This is a genomic window from Ancylobacter vacuolatus (assembly GCF_030813595.1).
GTDB lineage: Bacteria > Pseudomonadota > Alphaproteobacteria > Rhizobiales > Xanthobacteraceae > Ancylobacter > Ancylobacter vacuolatus.
The window spans coordinates 167,778-186,876 of the sequence record NZ_JAUSUH010000009.1; the positions used below are offsets into that span (position 1 = coordinate 167,778).

General features: G+C 68.6%; 19 protein-coding genes. 16 read left to right on the top strand and 3 right to left on the bottom strand.

Going from position 1 to position 19,099, the window contains the following annotated elements:
* The first annotated feature begins 194 nt into the window (after window positions 1-194).
* The 10 genes from J2S76_RS17915 (at window position 195) to J2S76_RS17960 (ending at window position 12,544) form a co-directional block, all read left to right on the top strand.
* The gene (locus J2S76_RS17915; protein WP_307062608.1) at window positions 195-1,343 is read left to right on the top strand and encodes a transporter substrate-binding domain-containing protein; all 1,149 of its coding nucleotides are present in this window, start codon (window positions 195-197) and stop codon (window positions 1,341-1,343) included.
* A complete protein-coding gene (locus J2S76_RS17920) occupies window positions 1,343-1,999 on the top strand; it encodes an ANTAR domain-containing response regulator (protein ID WP_307062610.1) in 657 nt (218 codons plus the stop codon). Before J2S76_RS17915 ends, J2S76_RS17920 begins: the two co-directional genes overlap by 1 nt.
* A gap of 19 nt (window positions 2,000-2,018) precedes the next feature.
* The gene (locus J2S76_RS17925; RefSeq protein ID WP_307062612.1) at window positions 2,019-3,257 is read left to right on the top strand and encodes an urea ABC transporter substrate-binding protein; all 1,239 of its coding nucleotides are present in this window, start codon (window positions 2,019-2,021) and stop codon (window positions 3,255-3,257) included.
* A gap of 496 nt (window positions 3,258-3,753) precedes the next feature.
* Window positions 3,754-4,626, top strand: a complete 873-nt coding sequence (locus J2S76_RS17930) for an ABC transporter permease subunit (RefSeq protein WP_307062614.1) — start codon at window positions 3,754-3,756, stop codon at window positions 4,624-4,626.
* 21 nt (window positions 4,627-4,647) lie between these two features.
* Complete coding sequence (locus J2S76_RS17935; protein ID WP_307062616.1) at window positions 4,648-5,724, top strand: branched-chain amino acid ABC transporter permease; 1,077 nt, start codon at window positions 4,648-4,650, stop codon at window positions 5,722-5,724.
* A complete protein-coding gene (locus tag J2S76_RS17940; RefSeq protein WP_307062617.1) occupies window positions 5,724-6,479 on the top strand; it encodes an ABC transporter ATP-binding protein in 756 nt (251 codons plus the stop codon). Before J2S76_RS17935 ends, J2S76_RS17940 begins: the two co-directional genes overlap by 1 nt.
* Window positions 6,472-7,185 carry an ABC transporter ATP-binding protein gene (locus J2S76_RS17945; protein WP_307062619.1) on the top strand — a complete coding sequence of 238 codons (714 nt, stop codon included), beginning with the start codon at window positions 6,472-6,474 and terminating at the stop codon, window positions 7,183-7,185. The genes J2S76_RS17940 and J2S76_RS17945 overlap by 8 nt, the downstream gene beginning before the upstream one ends.
* 32 nt (window positions 7,186-7,217) lie before the next feature.
* Window positions 7,218-8,210, top strand: a complete 993-nt coding sequence (locus J2S76_RS17950) for an acetamidase/formamidase family protein (protein ID WP_307062621.1) — start codon at window positions 7,218-7,220, stop codon at window positions 8,208-8,210.
* A 140-nt stretch (window positions 8,211-8,350) separates the two neighbouring features.
* A complete protein-coding gene (locus J2S76_RS17955) occupies window positions 8,351-10,069 on the top strand; it encodes a nitrilase-related carbon-nitrogen hydrolase (protein ID WP_307062623.1) in 1,719 nt (572 codons plus the stop codon).
* Between the two features lie 108 nt (window positions 10,070-10,177).
* A complete protein-coding gene (locus J2S76_RS17960) occupies window positions 10,178-12,544 on the top strand; it encodes a Tex family protein (RefSeq protein ID WP_307062625.1) in 2,367 nt (788 codons plus the stop codon).
* 46 nt (window positions 12,545-12,590) lie between these two features.
* Here the strand turns inward: J2S76_RS17960 and J2S76_RS17965 are convergent, their stop codons facing one another.
* Window positions 12,591-13,832: an ArsB/NhaD family transporter gene (locus tag J2S76_RS17965; RefSeq protein ID WP_307062627.1), complete on the bottom strand. Its 1,242-nt coding sequence runs from the start codon at window positions 13,830-13,832 to the stop codon at window positions 12,591-12,593.
* Between the two features lie 127 nt (window positions 13,833-13,959).
* Window positions 13,960-15,030: a nucleotidyltransferase family protein gene (locus J2S76_RS17970; protein WP_307062629.1), complete on the bottom strand. Its 1,071-nt coding sequence runs from the start codon at window positions 15,028-15,030 to the stop codon at window positions 13,960-13,962.
* Window positions 15,031-15,313: 283 nt separating this feature from the next.
* On the opposite strand from J2S76_RS17970, the gene J2S76_RS17975 reads away from it, so the two are divergent.
* The 6 genes from J2S76_RS17975 to J2S76_RS18000 all read left to right on the top strand — a co-directional run bounded on the left by J2S76_RS17975 (window position 15,314) and on the right by J2S76_RS18000 (window position 18,067).
* Window positions 15,314-15,463 (top strand): hypothetical protein, encoded by a 150-nt coding sequence (locus tag J2S76_RS17975; protein ID WP_307062631.1) that lies wholly within the window; start codon window positions 15,314-15,316, stop codon window positions 15,461-15,463.
* Between the two features lie 85 nt (window positions 15,464-15,548).
* Window positions 15,549-15,725 carry a hypothetical protein gene (locus tag J2S76_RS17980; protein WP_307062632.1) on the top strand — a complete coding sequence of 59 codons (177 nt, stop codon included), beginning with the start codon at window positions 15,549-15,551 and terminating at the stop codon, window positions 15,723-15,725.
* A gap of 66 nt (window positions 15,726-15,791) precedes the next feature.
* Window positions 15,792-15,974 (top strand): hypothetical protein, encoded by a 183-nt coding sequence (locus tag J2S76_RS17985; protein WP_307062634.1) that lies wholly within the window; start codon window positions 15,792-15,794, stop codon window positions 15,972-15,974.
* A 69-nt stretch (window positions 15,975-16,043) separates the two neighbouring features.
* Window positions 16,044-16,235, top strand: coding sequence for a hypothetical protein (locus J2S76_RS17990; RefSeq protein WP_307062636.1), 192 nt, complete (start codon window positions 16,044-16,046; stop codon window positions 16,233-16,235).
* A gap of 144 nt (window positions 16,236-16,379) precedes the next feature.
* Window positions 16,380-16,538 (top strand): hypothetical protein, encoded by a 159-nt coding sequence (locus J2S76_RS17995; protein WP_307062638.1) that lies wholly within the window; start codon window positions 16,380-16,382, stop codon window positions 16,536-16,538.
* Window positions 16,539-16,741: 203 nt separating this feature from the next.
* Window positions 16,742-18,067, top strand: coding sequence for a hypothetical protein (locus J2S76_RS18000; protein ID WP_307062640.1), 1,326 nt, complete (start codon window positions 16,742-16,744; stop codon window positions 18,065-18,067).
* A 30-nt stretch (window positions 18,068-18,097) separates the two neighbouring features.
* On the opposite strand, the gene denD is transcribed toward J2S76_RS18000, so the two are convergent.
* A complete protein-coding gene (denD, locus tag J2S76_RS18005) occupies window positions 18,098-19,078 on the bottom strand; it encodes a D-erythronate dehydrogenase (protein WP_307062642.1) in 981 nt (326 codons plus the stop codon).
* Window positions 19,079-19,099: the final 21 nt, after the last annotated feature.

Here is a 19,099-nt window from a genome sequence, read left to right on the forward strand (position 1 = left end):
CACGCGAGCCTAAGAAACGAGCGACGGGCAAAGCTGCCCATTGTCGCGGCACTTTCGGACAACATTTCCAACGACGGCGTTTTCGCGCTGCTGGTTGGTGGCAACGACGCCCACGGCCTGACGGCCGGCGGGCGTTTTTTGTTTTGGGCTTCGGCCCGCAATCGTTTGGGCCCTAGGCCCGGTTGGAGCAAGGCGTGTCGAAGCCCGTCCGCATAGGCGTCATGTTCTCGACCACGGGGCCCTACAGCGTGGTCGCGCGCTCGATGCTGAACGGCGCCCTGCTGGCGGTGGCGGAACGTCCGGCACCGGGCCTCGCCATCGAGCCTGTCGTGGTCAATCCCGGCGGCGAGCTTGGCCGCTACGCCGCGCTGAGCCGCGACCTGCTGCATGACGGCATCCGCCATGTCGTGGGCTGCTACACCTCGTCCAGCCGCAAGGAAGTCATTCCCTGCTTCGAGAAGCATGACGGGCTGCTCTGGTACCCCTCGCATTATGAGGGCTTCGAGAGCTCCAACAATGTCATCTACACCGGTGCCTCGCCGAACCAGCATGTGCTGCCGCTCGTCGACCACGCGCTGGCGACGCTCGGCTCCTCCGCCTTCTGCGTCGGCTCCAACTATATCTGGGCGTGGGAGAACACCCGCATCTTCCGCGAGGCGATGACCGCGCGCGGCGCCCGGGTGCTGGCCGAGCGCTATGTGCCGGTGGGCGACACCGAGATCGACCAGGTGGTCGAGGCGATCCTGGAGGCGCGGCCCGCCTTCGTGTTCAACAATTTGATCGGCACCAGCAACTACGCCTTCTTCCGCGCCTTCCGCGCCGCCTGCGCCGCGCGCGGCATCGACCAGCGCACGGCCTTCCCGGTGGTCAGCTGCACCCTCTCCGAGCCGGAGCTGGAGGAGATCGGCCAGGAGGCGGTGGACGGGCATCTCTCCTCCTCGGTCTATTTCTCCTCGCTCGCCTCCCCCGCCAACGCCGCCTTCACCCGCTTCTATGGCGAGACCTTCCCCGACGGCCCCACCAGCTCGGCCGATGCGGAAGCCTCCTATATCGCGATGAAGCTGCTGATCCTCTCGCTGGCCGAGGCCGGCACCGACGATGTCGAGGCGGTGAAGGAAGCCGCCACCCGCCAGCATCTGCTCGCCCCGCAGGGCGAGGTGCGGATCGACCCGCAGACCCTGCACGCCTATCTCACGCCACGAATCGGGATTTCAAATGCGCAGGCGCGCTTCGACATTCTCGTCGAGGCGCCCGGCCCGGTGCGCCCGGACCCCTATCTCGTCCAGTCCTCGCCGCGCTATGCGGTCGCTGCCCGCAACTCTTCACTGAGAGTGGTAAAGTGATGGCACCTCGGCTGCTGCAGAACTTCAATGGCGGGCGGGCGCACATCGTCACGTCCAGCCTCACCGCGGTGGAAGCGCTGGAAAAGACGCTCGGCAAGCTCGGCGTCACCGCGGTCTATCCCGAACTGGTGGACGGGCGGGCGCAGATCGACCTCGCCAGCCTTCAGCCCGAGCGCGACATCCTGTTCATCGATGGCGATCTCGACAACCCGGTGGCGCTGGACACCGACGCCGGCGCCCATCATCCCCCCGTTCCGGTGATCGGCCTGGTCGGGGTGGAAGCGCCCAGCCGGCTGAAGCACCTGATCCAGCTCGGCGCCTCGGCGTTCCTGCGCAAGCCGGTGCAGGGCGGCGCCGTCTACACCGCGCTGTTCCTCGGCATCAACCAGTTCCTGTTGCGCGGCGACCTTCGGGCGCGGCTCGACGACATGGATCGCCGCCGGCGTGGCCGCCGCGCGGTGGTGAAGTCCATCATCGCCCGCATGGCCGAGGCGGGCGTCGATGACGACGAGGCCTATGAATGGCTTCGGCGCGAAAGCATGCGCTCGCGGCAGACCCTCGAGGCCTATTGCGAGGCGTTCCTGACGGCGAGGGCTGGCCCCCTCGATGAACCGATGCAGCTCCGCCCGGCGGAGCCACGCGCGGAAAGAAGATAACCTTTCACAGGAGAAGAAAATGAACGGAAAGACCATGCGGGGGCTGCGTGCCGCAGCCCTCACGGGAACGCTTTTGCTCAGCGTCGCCCACGCTTTCGCCGCCGATCCGATCAAGCTCGGCGTGCTTGAAGACCAGTCCGGCGACTTCGCCGCCGCGACCATCGGCAAGGTGCACGCCATCCAGCTCGCCGCCGAGGAGATCAACAAGGCCGGCGGCATCGATGGCCGCCCGCTCGAACTGGTGATCTACGACACCCAGTCCGACAACACCCGCTACCAGGAATTCATGCGCCGCGTGCTGCAGCGCGACAAGGTCGACGTGGTGTTCGCCGGCTTCTCCTCCGCCTCGCGCGAGGCCTACCGCCCGATCGTCAACCAGTTCGACGGCCTCGCCTTCTACAACAACCAGTATGAAGGCGGCGTCTGCGACGCCAACATGATCGTCACCGGCGCGGTGCCCGAGCAGCAGTTCTCGACCCTCATCCCGTACCTCATGGAGAAGTACGGCAAGAAGGTCTACACACTCGCCGCCGACTATAATTTCGGCCAGATCTCGGCCGAATGGGTGCGCAACATCGTCAAGGAGAATGGCGGCGAAATGGTCGGCGAGGATTTCATCCCGCTCGGCGTGTCGCAGTTCTCGCAGAACATCCAGAACATCCAGAAGGCCAAGCCCGACTTCGTGGTGACGCTGCTGGTCGGCACCGCGCAGGCCTCCTATTACGAGCAGGCCGCCTCCGCCAACGTCAACCTGCCGATGGCCTCCTCGGTCAATGTCGGTCAGGGCTATGAGCACAAGCGCTTCAAGCCGCCATCGCTCAAGGACATGTACGTCACCACCAACTACATCGAGGAAGTCGACACCCCGGCCTCGAAGGACTTCTTCGCTAAGTTCAAGGCCAAGTTCCCGGACGAGCCCTATGTGAACCAGGAAGCCGAGAACTCCTATCTCGCCGTCTATCTCTACAAGCAGATGGTGGAGCGGGCGAAGTCGACCAAGCGCGACGACCTGCGCAAGGAGATCGCCAAGGGCGATGTCTGCATGGACGCGCCCGAGGGCAAGGTCTGCCTCGACCCGAAGAGCCAGCACATGTCGCACACCATCTATCTCGCCAAGGTCGGCGCGGATCACTCCATCACCTTCCCGAAGGTGTGGGAGGGCATCAAGCCGTACTGGCTGGGCGAAGCCGGCTGCGACCTGACCAAGAGCGACCCGAGCGCGCAGTACACGCCCTCCAACCCGCCGCCGAAGAACTGATCGGTCGACCACTCCCTCTCCCCGGCGGGGAGAGGGTTGGGGTGAGGGGGCTTGGCAGGGTTCTGCAAAGAGCCCCTCACCGACCCGCTGCGCGGGCCACCTCTCCCCAGCGGGGAGAGGGAACAGAAAGCTCACCCACCCGGCTGCCGCCCTGTCCCCCTCGGCGGCACCCGAAGGCATCGCCCCGGCCCGACCCCCCAGCTTGGCCGGGGCGATCGCCTGATCGGTAAAGACGACTTCAGTAAAGACGACTTCAGTAAAGACGTCCTGCACGAACGGCGTCATCCCGAGGTGACGCATCAACGGCGTCATCCTGAGGTGACGCATCAACGGCGTCATCCCGAGGTGACGCATCAACGGCGTCATCCCGAGGCGCCGGCCGACAGGCCGGCCTCGAAGGAGGCTCACCCGGACGGCCCTCCTTCGAGGCGCGGCTTCCGCGCATCTCAGGATGATGCCGTCCTCTCGAAGCGAAAGATCAAGGGCCCCACCGCACATGGATGTCGGAACACTCGCCTTCTCCGCGCTCTACCAGTTCGGCGATGCCTTCGCCTTTCTGGTGCTGTCCGCCTGCGGCCTCGCCGTCATCTTCGGCATGATGGGCGTGATCAACCTGGCGCATGGCGAATTCATCATGTGCGGGGCCTATGTCACCGTCTCGGCCGCCCATGCCGGCGTGCCGCTGCCGCTCGCCATCCTCATCGGCGCCCTCGCCTCGGCGGCGGTCGGGGCGCTGGTGGAGATCCTCATCATCCGCCATCTCTATGACCGCCCGCTCGACACCATCGTCGCCACCTGGGGCCTCAGCCTCATCTTCACCCAGGGCACGCTGATCGTGCTCGGCTCCACCATGGCCGGGGTGGGCACGCCCTTCGGCAGCTTCACCGTCGGCGATTATTCCTATTCGCTCTATCGCCTCGTGCTGTGCGGCATGGCGGTGGTGGTGATCGCCGGGCTCTACGCGCTGTTCAACTGGACGCGCTTTGGCGTCATGGCCCGCGCCACCATCCAGGTGCCGCACATGGCAGCCGCGCTCGGCATCGACACCCGGCTCGTCTACAGCCTCACCTTCGCGCTCGGCGCCGGCCTCGCCGGCCTTGCGGGCGGGCTCTACGCCCCGACCATGACGCTGGTGCCGACCATGGGCACCACCTTCATCATGGAAGCCTTCGTCACCGTGGTGGTCGGCGGCGCCGATGTGTTCCTCGGCACCGCCCCGGCGGCGGCGATTCTCGCCGTGGTCAAGGCGAGCATGACCTCCTGGTACGGCCAGCTGGCCGGGCAGATCGGCCTGCTGATGGCTGTCATCATCGTCATCCGGGTGCTGCCGCGCGGCATCTCCGGCTTCCTCCTGCGCGAGCGGGCCTGATCCCGGACACGGAAAACTGACATGAACGCGCTCTCACGTTTCTTCGCCCGCCTCGAAGGCCCGCAGACGCTGGGCCGGGGCCCCGGTTTCTGGATCGGCTTCCTTATCGTGCTGGCCGGCGCCTGCGCCTACCCGCTGTTCTCGGACGGCTACACGGTCGGCAACACGGTATATTTCTTCACCTGGATCTTCATGGCGCTCGGCCTGTCCCTGATCTGGGGCTATGGCGGCGCGCTCAGCTTCGGCCAGACGGCGTTCTTCGGCATTGCCGGCTATGCCTATGGCATCCTCACCATCAATTTCGGCGCCGCCTATGGCTTCACCTTCGTCGCGCTGCTGTTCGCGGTGGCAATCGCCGCGCTGTTCGCGGCATTGCTGGGCTACTTCCTGTTCTTCGGCCGCATCTCCGGCGTGTTCCTCGGCATCGTGACGCTGTCGGTGACGCTGGTGCTGGAGCGCTTCATGGCGCAGACGGCGGGCCCGGAATGGAAGATCGGCGCCGCCCGGCTGAACGGCTTCAACGGCATGAGCAACATGCCCCCGCTCACCGTGCCCTGGCCCGGCGGCGACATCGTGCTGTTCCCCGACGTGCAGCTTTATTACGTCGTGCTCGGCATGCTGGTGCTGGTGTATCTGGGCCTGCGCATCCTGGTGAACTCGCCCTTCGGCAATGTGCTCGTCGCCATCCGCGAGAACCCGGAGCGGGCGGAAATGCTGGGCTACGACATCCGTAAATACCAGCTCGGCACCTTCGTCATCGGCGCGGCGCTCGCGGGTCTCTCGGGCGTGCTCTACACCAGCTGGGGCCAGTACATCACGCCCTCCTCCATGGGCATGACCGCCGCCGCCCTGCCCATCGTCTGGGTCGCGGTCGGCGGGCGCTCGGACCTCACCACGACGCTGGTCGGCACCATCACCGTGCTCGCCGTGTTCCAGGCGCTCACCATCCATGGCAGCCAATATGCGCTTGTGGTGATGGGCGTCATGCTGGTGCTCACCGTGCTGCTGGCGCCGCGCGGCCTCATCTATGCGCTGGCGCGGCTCCTTGCCCGCCCCTTCTCCAAACGCGCCTCCAACGGCCAGCCGGGAGACGCCTGATGCCGATGCTCCAGACGATAGGCCTCAACAAGCGCTTCGGCGGGCTGCACGTCACTAACAATGTCGACCTGACGCTTCAGGCCGGCGAGGTGCACTGCCTCATCGGGCCGAACGGCGCCGGCAAGTCGACCCTGTTCCGGCTGATCCTCGGCGAGCATCTGCCGAGCAGCGGCGCCATCCTGTTCGGCGGCGAGGACATCACCAGCCTCAAGCCGTTCCAGCGCATCCGTCGCGGCATGAGCGTGAAGTTCCAGGTGCCCGGCATCTTCAAGGCGCTCAGCGTGCGGCAGAACCTCGAAATCGCGATGCAGCACCATTACCCGCCGGCGGCGCTGGGCGAGGAGATCGACAAGCTGCTCGCCTTCCTCAACCTCACCGCCGACGCGAAGCGTCTGGCCGGCAATCTCTCGCACGGCCAGAAGCAGTGGCTGGAAATCGGCATGGCGGTCAGCCTCAAGCCGCGCCTGCTGCTGCTCGACGAGCCCACCGCCGGCATGTCGCCGGAGGAAACCCATGCCACCGGCGAAATGGTCAAGCGGCTCAATGCGCAGGGCATGACCGTGCTGGCGGTGGAGCACGACATGGCCTTTGTCCGCCAGGTGGCGCAGCAGGTCACGGTGCTGCATCTGGGCAAGGTGTTCGCGCAAGGCTCGATCGACGAGATCGTCGCCAATGAGGACGTCGCCGCCATCTATCTCGGCCAGACCACGGCACATGAAACCGCTCACGAGCCGGCGGGAGGCCCCCATGCGTAAGGAAGTCATGCTCTCCACCCTTGGCCTGCGCGCCGGCTATGGCGGCAAGCCGGTGCTGCAGGGCCTCGATATCGAGGTGCGCCAGGGCGAGATCGTCGCCGTGATCGGCCGCAACGGGGTGGGCAAGTCCACGCTGATGAAGAGCCTGATCGGCCTCGTGCCGGCGATGGAAGGCTCCATCGTCTTCGGCGACAAGCCGGTGGAACATCTCTCCGCCTTCAGGCGGGCGCGGCTCGGCATCGGCTATGTGCCGCAGGGCCGCGACGTGTTCCCCCGCCTCACGGTGGGCGAGAACATCGCGGTCGGCGGCATGCGCACGGGGCGCGTCACCGAGGCGGACCGCGAGCGCGTGCTCGGCTATTTCCCCATCCTGCGCGAGCGCTGGAGCCAGCGCGCCGGCACCCTGTCCGGCGGCCAGCAGCAGCAGCTCGCCATCGGCCGGGTGCTGGTGGCCAATCCGCAGCTCATCCTGCTCGACGAGCCCTCCGAGGGCATCCAGCCCAACATCGTGCAGGACATCGCCCGCATCATGGTGCAGCTGAACAAGGATACCGGCGTCACCGTCGTGCTGGTCGAGCAGAACATCGACATGATCCGGGCGATGGCCCAGCGCTGCTATGTCATGGACAAGGGCCGCGTCGTCGCCGAACTCACGCGCGAGGGGCTCGCCGATGGCGAGGCCATGCGCCGTCACCTCGCCGTCTGAACGGACAGCCAGCAATTCCCAAGGAGAACATCATGTCCTGGCTCGAGAATTCCCTCATGGCACGCAAAGGCCTCGCCAAAGGCCAGGCGGGCGCCACCCACTCCCTCACCGAGGCGGAGCAGGGCAAGTACCACTATGTCTACGGCCCCTATGTCGACCCGGTGCTGCGGGTCGACCCCGGCGCTGTCGTGGCGGCGGAGACGCATGACGCCTTCGAGGGGGCGATCAAGCACGAGACCGACAACCCGCTCGAAATCCTGAACTTCCCCTATCTCAACCCGCAGAACGGCCCGATCTTCGTCAATGGCGCGGAAAAGGGCGACACGCTCGCGGTCTACATCAAGAACATCGTGCCGCGCGGCCCGCAGCCGGTGGGCACCACGCTGATCATGCCCGATTTCGGCGGGCTGGTGCCGACCAAGGACACGGCGATGCTGAACGCGCCGCTGCCGGTCAAGGTGAAGAAGCTGCACGTGGATGCCGAAACCGGCACCAAGTGGAGCGACAAGATCACCCTGCCCTATGTGCCCTTCATCGGCACCATCGGCACCTCGCCGGAGATCGAGGCCATCACCTCGCTGCAGCCGGATTATTACGGCGGCAACATGGACCTGCCGGATGTCGGCATCGGCGCGGTCATCTATCTCCCGGTGAACATTGCCGGCGGCCTGCTCTATCTCGGCGACTGCCACGCCACCCAGGGCGATGGCGAATTGTGCGGCGTCGCTTTGGAGCACCCCACCGTCACCACCATCCAGATCGACCTGATCAAGGGCTGGACCATCCACACGCCGCGGCTGGAGACGGAAGAGTTCATCATGTCCATCGGCTCGACCCGGCCGATGGAAGACGCCACCCGCATGGCCTATCGCGACCTCATCCGCTGGATGGCGTCCGACTACGGCTTCGACGAGATCGAGGCCTACATGCTGCTCACCCAGTGCGGCCGCGTGCGGCTCGGCAACATGGTGGACCCGAAATACACGATGGGCGCCTCGATCCTGAAGTCCTACCTCACGGCCTGAGCCCGGCCCCACCGTCATGGCCGGGACAGCCCCGGCCATGACGGCCTGACACCGAAACACCCGCCATCCGAGCGACATTCCCGGGCCCGCCGCCGCAACCGGCCGGGCGCCGAACGCTCCTCCTTGCCCGGAGACCTGCCATGACCACGACGCTGAAGGTCGCAACCGTCCAGTTCGAGCCGACCATGTTCGAGAAGGAGCGCAACCTCGCCCGCCTCGAAGCGCTGGTCACGGAGGCCGCGCAGGACGGCGCGAAACTGATCGTCACCCCGGAAATGGGCACGACGGGCTATTGCTGGTTCGACCGCGCCGAGGTCGCGCCCTTCGTCGAGCCGATCCCCGGCCCGACCACGGAGCGCTTCGCGGCGCTTGCCCGCGAAAAGGGCTGCCACATCGTCATCGGCATGCCGGAGGTCGATCCCGCCACCAACCTCTATTACAATTCCGCCGTGCTCATCGGGCCGGAGGGCGTGGTCGGCACCCACCGCAAGACCCACCCCTATATCGCCGAGCCGAAATGGTCGGCGCCGGGCGATCGGGGCCACGCCGTTTTCGACACGCCGCTCGGCCGCATCGCCCTGCTCGTGTGCATGGACATCCATTTTGTCGAGACCGCGCGCCTGGTCGGGCTCGGCGGCGCCGACATCATCTGCCACATCTCCAACTGGCTGGCCGAGCGTACCCCCGCGCCCTACTGGATCACCCGCGCGGTGGAGAACAGCTGCTACCTCATCGAATCCAACCGCTGGGGGCTGGAGCGCACCGTGCAGTTCTCCGGCGGCAGCTGCGTCATCGGTCCGGACGGCGCCATCGAGGCGGTGATCGATACCGGCGACGGCGTCGCCTGCGTCGAGATCGACCTGGAGCGCGCCCGCGCCCGCCGCATGCTCGGCGAACCGGTGTTCGAGCAGCGCCGGCCGGAACTCTATATGGAGCTGCCGACCACCACCTTCGCTTGGAACCCGCTGGACTTCTTCAGCCTCTATGGCCACCGCCCGCTGCCCAAGGGAAGGCGCTCGCAGGTGGCGGTGGCGCAGTTCGCCCCCACCGGCGACGTAAACGCCAATCTCGACCGGATCGAGGAGCTGGCCAAGGCCGCGAAGGCCGACCGGGCGGAACTCGTCGTCTTCCCCGAGCGCGCGATCACCGGGCTCGACGCGCCGGCCGCCGTGCCGGTGGAGGGCGAGGCGGTGGCGCGCCTCATCGCCATCGCCACCCGCCACGGCCTGCACCTCGCCGCCGGCCTCGCCGAGGAGGAGGGCGGCAGCCTCTATAACAGCGCCGTGCTGGTGGGGCCGCAGGGGGTGATCGGGCGCTACCGCAAGACCCATCTCGACGCCTCCGACCATAATTGGGCGAGCCCGGGCGATGAATGGGGCGTGTTCGACACCAAGTTCGGCCGCATCGGCCTCATCATCGGCCATGACGCCGCCTTCCCCGAGGCCGGGCGCGTGCTGGCGCTGCGCGGCTGCGACCTCATCCTTTGTCCGGCGGCGCTGCGCGGGGCGCTCACCTCAGCCCATGCCGGCACGGCGATCGCCCAGAACTACCCGATCCCAACCGGCGCCGATCCGCATCACTGGCATTTGATGCGGGCGCGCGCCGGCGAGAACAATGTCCATCTCGCCTTCGCCAATGTGCTGGATGAAGCCTCCGGCTATGGCGGCAAGAGCGGCGTGTTTGGGCCGGATACCTTCGAGTTCCCCCGCCGCGAGGCCATTCTCGGGGCCGGCGAAGGGGTCGTCACCGCGGAGATCGACACCACCAATCTCGATACGCCCTACCCCACAAATGTGGTGCGGCGGAAGGATCTGGTGACGATGCGCCTGCCCCATCACTATGTGCCGCTGATCGGCTGAAGGCCCGCGCCTCATCCACAAGCCACGCCGCACGGGTCGTGCGGCGTGGCCTTCGCCCGCGTGAGTGAATATGGTCTCGCCTTCCTCTCAAGCGATTCCGTGTTCCGCATGACCGATAAAAGCACCCTCGCCGCCGCCATCGCCCGCCAGATCGCGCAGACGATCGCGCAGGAGATCGGCGCGCGCCCGCAGCAGGCGGAAGCCGCCATCGCCCTGCTCGACGAGGGCGCCACCGTCCCCTTCATCGCGCGCTACCGCAAGGAAGCGACCGGCGGGCTGGACGACACCCAGCTGCGCCTGCTCGGCGAGCGGCTGATCTATCTGCGCGAGCTGGAAGCCCGGCGCACCGCCATTCTCGAGTCCATCCGCCAGCAGGAAAAGCTGACCCCGGAGCTGGAAGCCTCGCTCGCCGCTGCCGTCACCAAGGCGGAGCTGGAGGACATCTACCTCCCCTTCAAGCCCAAGCGCCGCAACCGGGCGGAGATCGCCCGCGAGCGTGGCCTCGGGCCGCTGGCCGACGCCATTCTGGCCCAGCGCGCCGCCGTGCCGGCCGAGCTGGCAGCCGCCTTTCTCACGGAAGAAGTGGCGGATGTGAAGGCGGCGCTGGAAGGCGCGCGCGACATCGTCGCCGAGCAATTCGCGCAGAATGCCGAGTTGCTGGGCCGGCTGCGCGGGCACCTGCGGCAGAACGCCAATCTCCGCGCCCGCGTGGTCGAGGGCAAGCAGGAGGAAGGCGCCAAGTTCTCCGACTATTTCGACCATGTCGAGCGCTGGGCCAACGCCCCCAGCCACCGCGCCCTCGCCATGCTGCGCGGGCGCAACGAGGATGTGCTGGCGCTGGAGATCGAGGTCGACATGGACGACCCCCGCCCGCTGAAGCCGGTGGTGCGGATGATCGCCGAGGCCTACGCCATCGGCGACAAGCTGCCCGGCGATGCCTGGCTGATGGAGGTCGCCGGCTGGACCTGGCGGGTCAAGCTCTCGCTGCACCTCTCGCTCGACCTGATGACCGAGCTGCGGATGCGCGCGGAGAAGGAGGCGATCGACGTCTTCGCCCGCAACCTCAAGGACCTGCTGCTCACCGCCCCGGCCGGCTCGCGCACCACGATGGGGCTCGATCCCGGCATCCGCACCGGCGTCAAGGTGGCTGTCGTGGACGGCACCGGCAAGCTGCTCGCGACCTCGACCGTCTATCCCTTCCAGCCGAAGAACGATGTGCGCGGCACGCAGGCCGAATTGGCCCGCCTCATCCGCGCGCATGGCGTCGATCTCATCGCCATCGGCAATGGCACGGGCAGCCGCGAGACCGAGAAGCTGGTGGCCGAGCTGCTGGCCGCCCTCCCCGCCTCCGAGACCGGCTCCAAGCCGCTCAAGGTGGTGGTGTCGGAAGCCGGCGCCTCGGTCTATTCCGCCTCGGCGCTGGCGGCGGCGGAATTTCCCGGCCTCGACGTGTCGCTGCGCGGCGCCGTCTCCATCGCCCGCCGGCTGCAGGACCCGCTGGCGGAACTCGTCAAGATCGACCCGAAGTCGATCGGCGTCGGCCAGTACCAGCACGATGTCGACCAGTATCACCTCGCCCGTGCGCTCGACGCGGTGGTGGAGGATGCGGTGAACGCGGTCGGCGTCGATCTCAACACCGCCTCCGCCTCGCTGCTGGCGCGGGTGTCGGGGCTCGGCACCGCGCTCGCCGAGGCCGTCGTCGCCCATCGCGACGCCAACGGTCCCTTCGCCAGCCGCAAGCAGCTGAAGGATGTCGCCCGGCTCGGGCCGCGCACCTTCGAGCAATGCGCGGGATTTTTGCGCATCCGCGACGGCAATGAGCCGCTCGACGCCTCCGCCGTGCACCCGGAAGCCTATGGCGTGGCCCGCAAGATCGTTAGCGCCTGCGGGCGCGACCTGCGCAGCCTGATGGGCGACAGCGCGGCGCTGTCCGGCCTCAACCCCGCCGCCTTCGTCGATGAGCGTTTCGGCCTGCCCACGGTGCGCGACATCATCGCCGAGCTCGACAAGCCCGGCCGCGACCCGCGCCCGGCCTTCAAGACCGCCACCTTCGCCGACGGCATCGACGACATGAAGGACCTCAAGCCCGGCATGGAGCTGGAGGGCACGGTCACCAACGTCGCCGCTTTCGGCGCCTTTGTGGATATCGGCGTGCATCAGGACGGGCTGGTGCATGTCTCCCAGCTCGCCGACCGCTTCATCAAGGACGCGCATGAGGTGGTGAAAGTCGGCGATGTAGTGAAGGTGCGGGTGCTGGAGATCGACATCAAGCGCAAGCGCATCTCGCTCTCCATGCGCCGCGACGCCGGGGCTTCCGCGCCCCAGCGTGGCCCGGGCGAGAGCCGCGCGAACCAGCCCCGCGAGGCGCCGCAGCCCCCGCGCACGCCCAATTCCCGCCCGCCGGCCCGCGAGCCGCAAAAGGCGCCGCAGGGCGCCCTCGGCGCGGCACTGATGGACGCCTTCAAGCGGCGGTGAGGCACCGCCTTGCCGCTCAGGCGGCGGTGAGGCACCGCCTTGCCGCTCAGGCGGCGATCAGCGCGATCCAGCCGGCCGCCATCGCCATGCAGGCGAGGGTGACCGGCACGCCGGCGCGGGCGAACTCGCCGAAGGAAATCTTCACCCCGCAGGCCGCCGCCTGTTCCACCACGATGATGCCGGCGAGGCTGCCGAACACGATGAGGTTGCTGGAAAAGCCGGTGCCCAGCGCCAGCGCCGCGCCCAGCGCCTCGGCATCCGCGCCGGGGGTGAGAAAGGGAATGAGCAGCATCACGGCGGGGTTGTTGCCGACGATATTGCTCAGCGCGCCACCCACGAGATAGAGCGCCAGCGGATCGTCGAGGTTCAGCCCGGTGGCGCGCAGCCCGCCCAGCAGTTCCTGCGGCAGGCCGGTGGCCGCCATCGCCGCATTGACCACGAACAGCCCCATGATCAGCAGCAGCAGGTCGCCATCGACATGGGCGAGCAGGTCGCGCGAGGCGATCTGCCGGTTGATCAGCAGCACGCCGGCGGCGCCGACCGCGATCAATTCGCGCGGCCAGTCGCTGAAGATGAAGGCCGCCACCACGAGGAGCGTCACCACCCCCGCCTTCGCCGTCTCCACCCGGTTGAGCGGCACCGGAGGCGGCGCCGCGTCCAGCGCCCGCGGCCCGGTGCCCTGCGGCAGCGTCCAGCGGCCGCGATAGATCAGCGCCACGATCCCCCACACCAGCGGCAGCGAGGCCAGCGCCGGCAGGCCGGCAATGGCGAGAAAGCCGTTGAAGGACAGGCCGAGCTGCTGGGCGGCGATCATGTTCTGCGGCGAGCCGATCAGCGTGCCGGCCGAGCCGGTATTGGCGGCGAAGCAGAAGGCCAGCAGAAACGGCACCGGGTTGAGCCCGCGCGCCAGGGTCAGCGACACCAGCAGCGGCGTCATCGCCACCACCACCACATCATTGGTCAGCAGCGCCGAGAGCCCGCCGCCGACGCCGACCAGCACCGCCAGCAGCACCGGCGCGCTCACCGGCAGCAGCGCCACGCGCTCGGCGGTCCAGGCATAGAAGCCGGAGACGACGAAGGCGGACGACACCACCATCAGCCCGAACAGCATGCCGACGCTGGCATAGTCGATCGAATCCCATGCCGCCTTCGGGCTGATGCCGCCGGCCACCATCACCGCCAGCGCCCCCACCAGTGCGGCGCCGGTGCGGTCCACCATGAAGCCCGGCAGCTTGCCGAATCCCATGGCGACATAGACGAGAAGGAAGATGAGAAGGGTCAGGGCCATGGCGGTCGCGGTTCCCGGCGCGGCGGAGGGCGCGGATCGCCGGAGGCGGCGATGCGTGAACGCCAACGCTTAGGCAACGGGGCGCGCGAGGGCAAGACGTCCGGCGTCCGGCACCCGCCGCCTGCGCTCAGCGCTCGCGCGGCGCGTCCGGCGTGATCAGCCGCTTTGCATAGACCGCCGCCATGGCCGGCACCTGCCAGGGCGCCCGCAGGATCCGCCGCCCGCCATGGCTGAAGAAGGACTGCGCCGCCCGCACCGTGTAGTGCCAGCGCGGAGACCCTGCGAAGCGCTCCAGCCTCCGCAAATGCGTCGGCTCGGCCGGCAATGGGTTGGGTAGGCCGAAATAGGCCTCGGTGACGGTGAGCAGGCCCCGCACCGACCGTTCCCATCCGGCCTGCCTCACCCGCGCGACAAAGGCGGCAGGCACGGTGCCGGCAAAATCATCATGGACACGCTGGACGAGATCGAGGGCCTTCACCAGCGGGGTTTCGGCAATGCCCAGCCACCACCCGTCGGGGTCGGTGCATTGCGGCAGCGAGCACAGCAGCCGCGCCAGCGGGTCGAGCCGGCCGATCCGCAGCCCCTCCCAGTCCAGCCATTCCACGCCCTGCGCCGCCTCATCGTCGGACAGCAGGGTTTCATAAGGCGCCACGACGCTGTGGTGTAGCTCCACCCGCGCCATCTCGTCGGGATGGAAGAAGGGCGGGTAATGCCTCTGGCTCTCCACCGGCCCGTCCGAGACGTAGCCGAGGCTCCGGAGCACCGCCATCGCCCCGCGCTGCGCACTCTCTTCCGGCAACCAGACGTCGAGGTCCATCATCTGGCGCCCGGCGGCCGGGCCCTGTGGCGGCAGCAGCGTGAGCGCCCCCTTGAGCCAGACCGGCTGGAGCCCTGCCGCGTTGAGCGCCGCGCTCAGCGTCCGCATCTGCCGCCGGAAGCCCTCATTGCGCTCGGTGTTCCACGCCGCCACCGCCGCGAGCAGCTCGGCCAGTTCCGGATCGACCCGGTCGACGAGCCCGTGACGGGCGAGCGCGACGGACAGAACGGGAATGAGGCGGTGCTTGTCGGCCTGGGCGAGGAGCGCCTGCCAGGGCGGCGTCTCCGGCCAGTCCGCCAGCAGCGATTCGCGGGTGGAGAAGGGCGAGACGAGGGCGCAGAGCAGGCGCAGGCCTTGAAGGGCGGAGTTACGGCTCGGCATGGCGACCCCTCGACTGGCGCTGGTGGCAGGTGGCCGTCGTCGGCCTGCGACACCCCGGCCAACGCTATGGAAGCCCGCGGACCGGGCAAGCACGCGCGCGCGGCAGGAGTACACATAAGCCATGCGCAGCAGCAGCACGTGCCACATAATACGCTGGTGCCATAGGACCTTTAGCCGTAAATTGAAACTACTCTTGATCGAAATCGCAGATGGGGAATGCCTCGGGCACGCGCGTGGCGGCCCTTTGCCTCTCCGTCCCCTTCCCCTCACCGACGAGACGACCATGCCCCCCTCCCTGCCCGAGCCGGAAAAGACGCCCGCCACGGATGAGCGTCGCCGCGACGCCTTGCGCCGCCTCGGCCGGGGCGCTGCCTATGCCCTGCCGGCGACGCTGGCGGTGATGACGATGGGCCGGGCCGTCGCCCTCAGTTGACGCGCGGTCGGCGGAGGTGCATTTTTACCCCTCCAGTCTTGGCCGCGCGTGCATCGGCCTTGGCTCAGCGAGACGAGGGGGCGCCATGGCGACTGATCGCGAATCGACGACCGAGCGGGACGCTCCCGCTACCCGCCCTGCGCTGGAAGGGGCTGAGCTGCGCCGGCGCGCGGCACTGGTCAGGCTCGGCCGGGTCGCCGCCTACAGCGTTCCCACCACGGTGGGCCTGATGATGATGTCCCGGTCCGCCCGGGCAAGCTGACCGCCCCAGCATCGCTGACAACACAATTCTGCCCCGCTTTTCACCACCCCTTCGGAACGACCGCGCATGACACACTCTGACGACAGCCACCCCGAGACGCAGGCCCCGTCGGCAAACCCGGCGCCGCACGAGCCCGTCGACAGCCGCCGGCGCGCGGCGCTGGCGAAGCTGGGCAAGACGGCCGCCTATGCGGTACCCGCCACGGTGAGCCTGATGGCGATGAGCCGCTCGGCCCGCGCCTGCAATTGACCGGCGGCCCCGGGAACCCGGCGCCGCCTTCCGCCTCGCCCTCGCCCCACCGCTTCCGGGAAACCCCGCATGACCCGTTCTGACGACGTTGCCGATGATGCACCGGCCACGGCGACCCTCCCGGTCTCCGCTCCGCAGCCCGGCGAGACGGTCGACAGCCGCCGGCGCGCGGCGCTGGCGAAGCTCGGCCGCACGGCCGTCTACGCGGTGCCCGCCACGGTGAGCCTGATGGCGATGACCCGTTCCGCCCGCGCCTGTTGATCGCTTCGCCTTCGGCGCCGGGGCGCCCAACGTCCCGGCGGCTCCCGAATTGGAAAGGGTGCTACAGTGACGCCTGCCTTAGGGGCCGCTTTACAGATGGGTGTTCCGCCTCGGGAGGCGGCGACCGATCGTTCGGAGTAACCAATGTCCGCCGAAGAAGACGCCCGCCCCATCAAGACGCCCGCGCCGATAGCCGATGAACGCCGGCGCGCCGCGCTGCGCAAGCTCGGCACGGTCGCGGCCTATGGCGTGCCGGTGACGCTCAGCCTGATGTCGATCAAGCGCGCGGCGGCGGACAGCTAGCGGCGCGGCCCGATCTGATCTGATCGCCCTCTTCTTCTCAGACGGGCAACAGTCTCTCCAGCGCTTTATGCTGACCGGTTGATGTCCTGCCAGAGCGGAAGGCGCCGCAAGATGGCTCCAGAACCCGCCGCCTTGTCAGCGGACACTTCAGTGCCACAGGCGCCGGGCGCCCGAGGCTGCAACTTGCCTGGTGACGGCTCGCCATGACGGACATCGCTTTCCCCGAGACGACCGGCACCGACGCCGGTACCCGCAGTGCCGAGCCGCGCTTCTATTTCCGCGTGCTGGACGACGTGCTCTTTGTCTTCGACAAGGACCGCGACATGGCGCACGCGCTCAATGCCTCAGCCGCCCGGCTGTTCCTCACTTTGCCTGGCGCCTTCCTCACCCCCACCGCCCTCGGCGAGGCCTCCGGGCTCGGCGCGCAGGATCTGCGCGATTGCCTCACTGCATGGGAGGCTTTCGGCTGGATCGAGAGCGACGGCGCCGGGCAGGTGCGGTTGCGGGACGCGAGGACGCCCCGGCTGGACGAGGCGCGCGCGGCTGGCCTCGCCCCGGCCGGCGACGAGCGTCTGATTGACAGTTACCAGGTCCGGCTGGCCGGCTCATCCGTCGCGTTCCGCTTGTTCATCGGCGGCGGAGGGCCGGACGGCCCCGGCGGGGCGGCGGCGCTGGACGACCTGTCGGTTTTCGACGACCCGTCCGATCCCGATGGCTTCGCCGCCCGGCTGGCGAGCGGGCGGCGCATGGTCGGCTTCTTCGGCGGCTTTCTCGATCCCGCCCCGGAACGTCATCCCCCTCTCGCCACCATCGACCTGGTGGTGACGCCGGACGGTTTCCTGCTGCGCGCCGGCCCGCGCCGCCTGTCCACCGAGAAGGTGGCGGTGGCGGTCGGCAAGGTGCGGCTCTGGCTGCTCGATCTCGTCTATCGCGCGCCGCACCCTTCCGTCTTCGTCCACGGCGCGGCGCTCGCCACAACGGCTGGCGCGGTGGTGATGGCCGGCGTGTCCGGCGCCGGCAAGAGCACGCTTTCCGCCTATCTGGTCACGCGCGGCTGGCGCTTCGGCACCGATGATTCCCTCGCCCTCGGCTTTCGTGACGGCGAGGCGGTGGTGCTGCCCTGCCCCGGCGCGATCAATGTCAAACCGGGGAGCACTCCCACCCTGCTGCCCTTCCACCCGCAGCTGGCGGCGCTGCCGCTGATCGGCGTCGGCGAGAAGCGCGGGCGCTATCTGCCGGTGCCGTCCGAGCAGCACATCGGACCCGGGGGGGGCGAGAACCATGTCCGCTGCTTCATTTTCCCCCGCTTCAAGGCGGGCTCGCCGACGCGGGTTTCGGCGCTCTCGCCCGCGCAGGCGCTGCTCGCACTGATGGAAGCGGAGTTCGATCTCGCCGAAGAGGCCGACGCCGCCGAATTCGACGCCTTCTTCGACACGCTGGAACGGCTGCCGCGCTACGCCATCGTCTATAGCGACCTCGTCGAGATGGAAGCCGTGCTGCGCCGGCTGGTGGCGGGCCAGAGCGCCTGAGACCGGCCTGAGACCCGGCCGGCCGGCGCATCACAGCGCCGGCAGGCGCCCGCCCAGCTCCTCCTCGATATAGGCGTCGAGGATCGCCGCGAAATCCACGTCGCCGACAAAACCGAGCCCGCGCGCCCGTGCCGCATCGAAGCGCTGCGGCCAGCTGCCGACCACGCGCGCCACGGTGGCATCGGGCGCGTGGCGGATCAGCCCGGCCACGCGCTCCCCCGCCCGCGCGCGCAGCGCCGCGATCTGCTCGCCCACCGTGACCGAGACGCCCGGCATGTTGAGGCTGCGGCGGGCACTGAGCGGGGCGGTGTCGAGGCTGGCGGCATGGAGGAGATAGGACACGGCGGCGCGCGGCGAGGCGATCCACACCCGCATCGCCTCCTCCACCGGCAGCACGGCTTCCTCACCCTTCAGCGGCTCGCGCATGATCGAGGAGAGGAATCCCGACAGCGCCGCATTCGGCCGGCCGGGGCGCACGCACACGGTGGGCAGGCGCAGCGCCAGCCCGTCGATGAAGCCCCGCCGGCTGTAATCGGCCAGCAGCAGCTCCACCATCGCCTTCTGCACGCCATAGGAGGAGGAGGGCGCGCAGAGATAATCGTCGTCGACCACCTCCGGGCACGGCGCGCCGAACACGGCGAGCGAGGAGGCGAAGACCACGCGCGGCCGATAGTCCGGCAGCGCGCGGATCGCCTCGAAAAGCGCCCGCGTGCCGTCGAGATTGACCCGGTAGCCCTCCTCGAACCGCGCCTCCGCCTCGCCGGAGACGATGGAGGCGAGGTGGAAGATCACCTCCGGCCGCCCCGCCACCAGCGCCGCGGCGGCACCGGGGGCGGCATAGTCGCCGGTGTGGCACTCCACCGCGAAGGGCAGCGGCGACGCAGGCGCGGGGTCGACCACGTCGTGCAGCACGGCGGTCGTCACCGGCGCCCCGCCGAGCCCTTCCACGGCAAGGCGGGCGAGCAGTTTGCGGCCGAGCATGCCGGCGGCACCGAGGATCAGGATCTTCATCGACCGGTCTCCGTTCAGGAC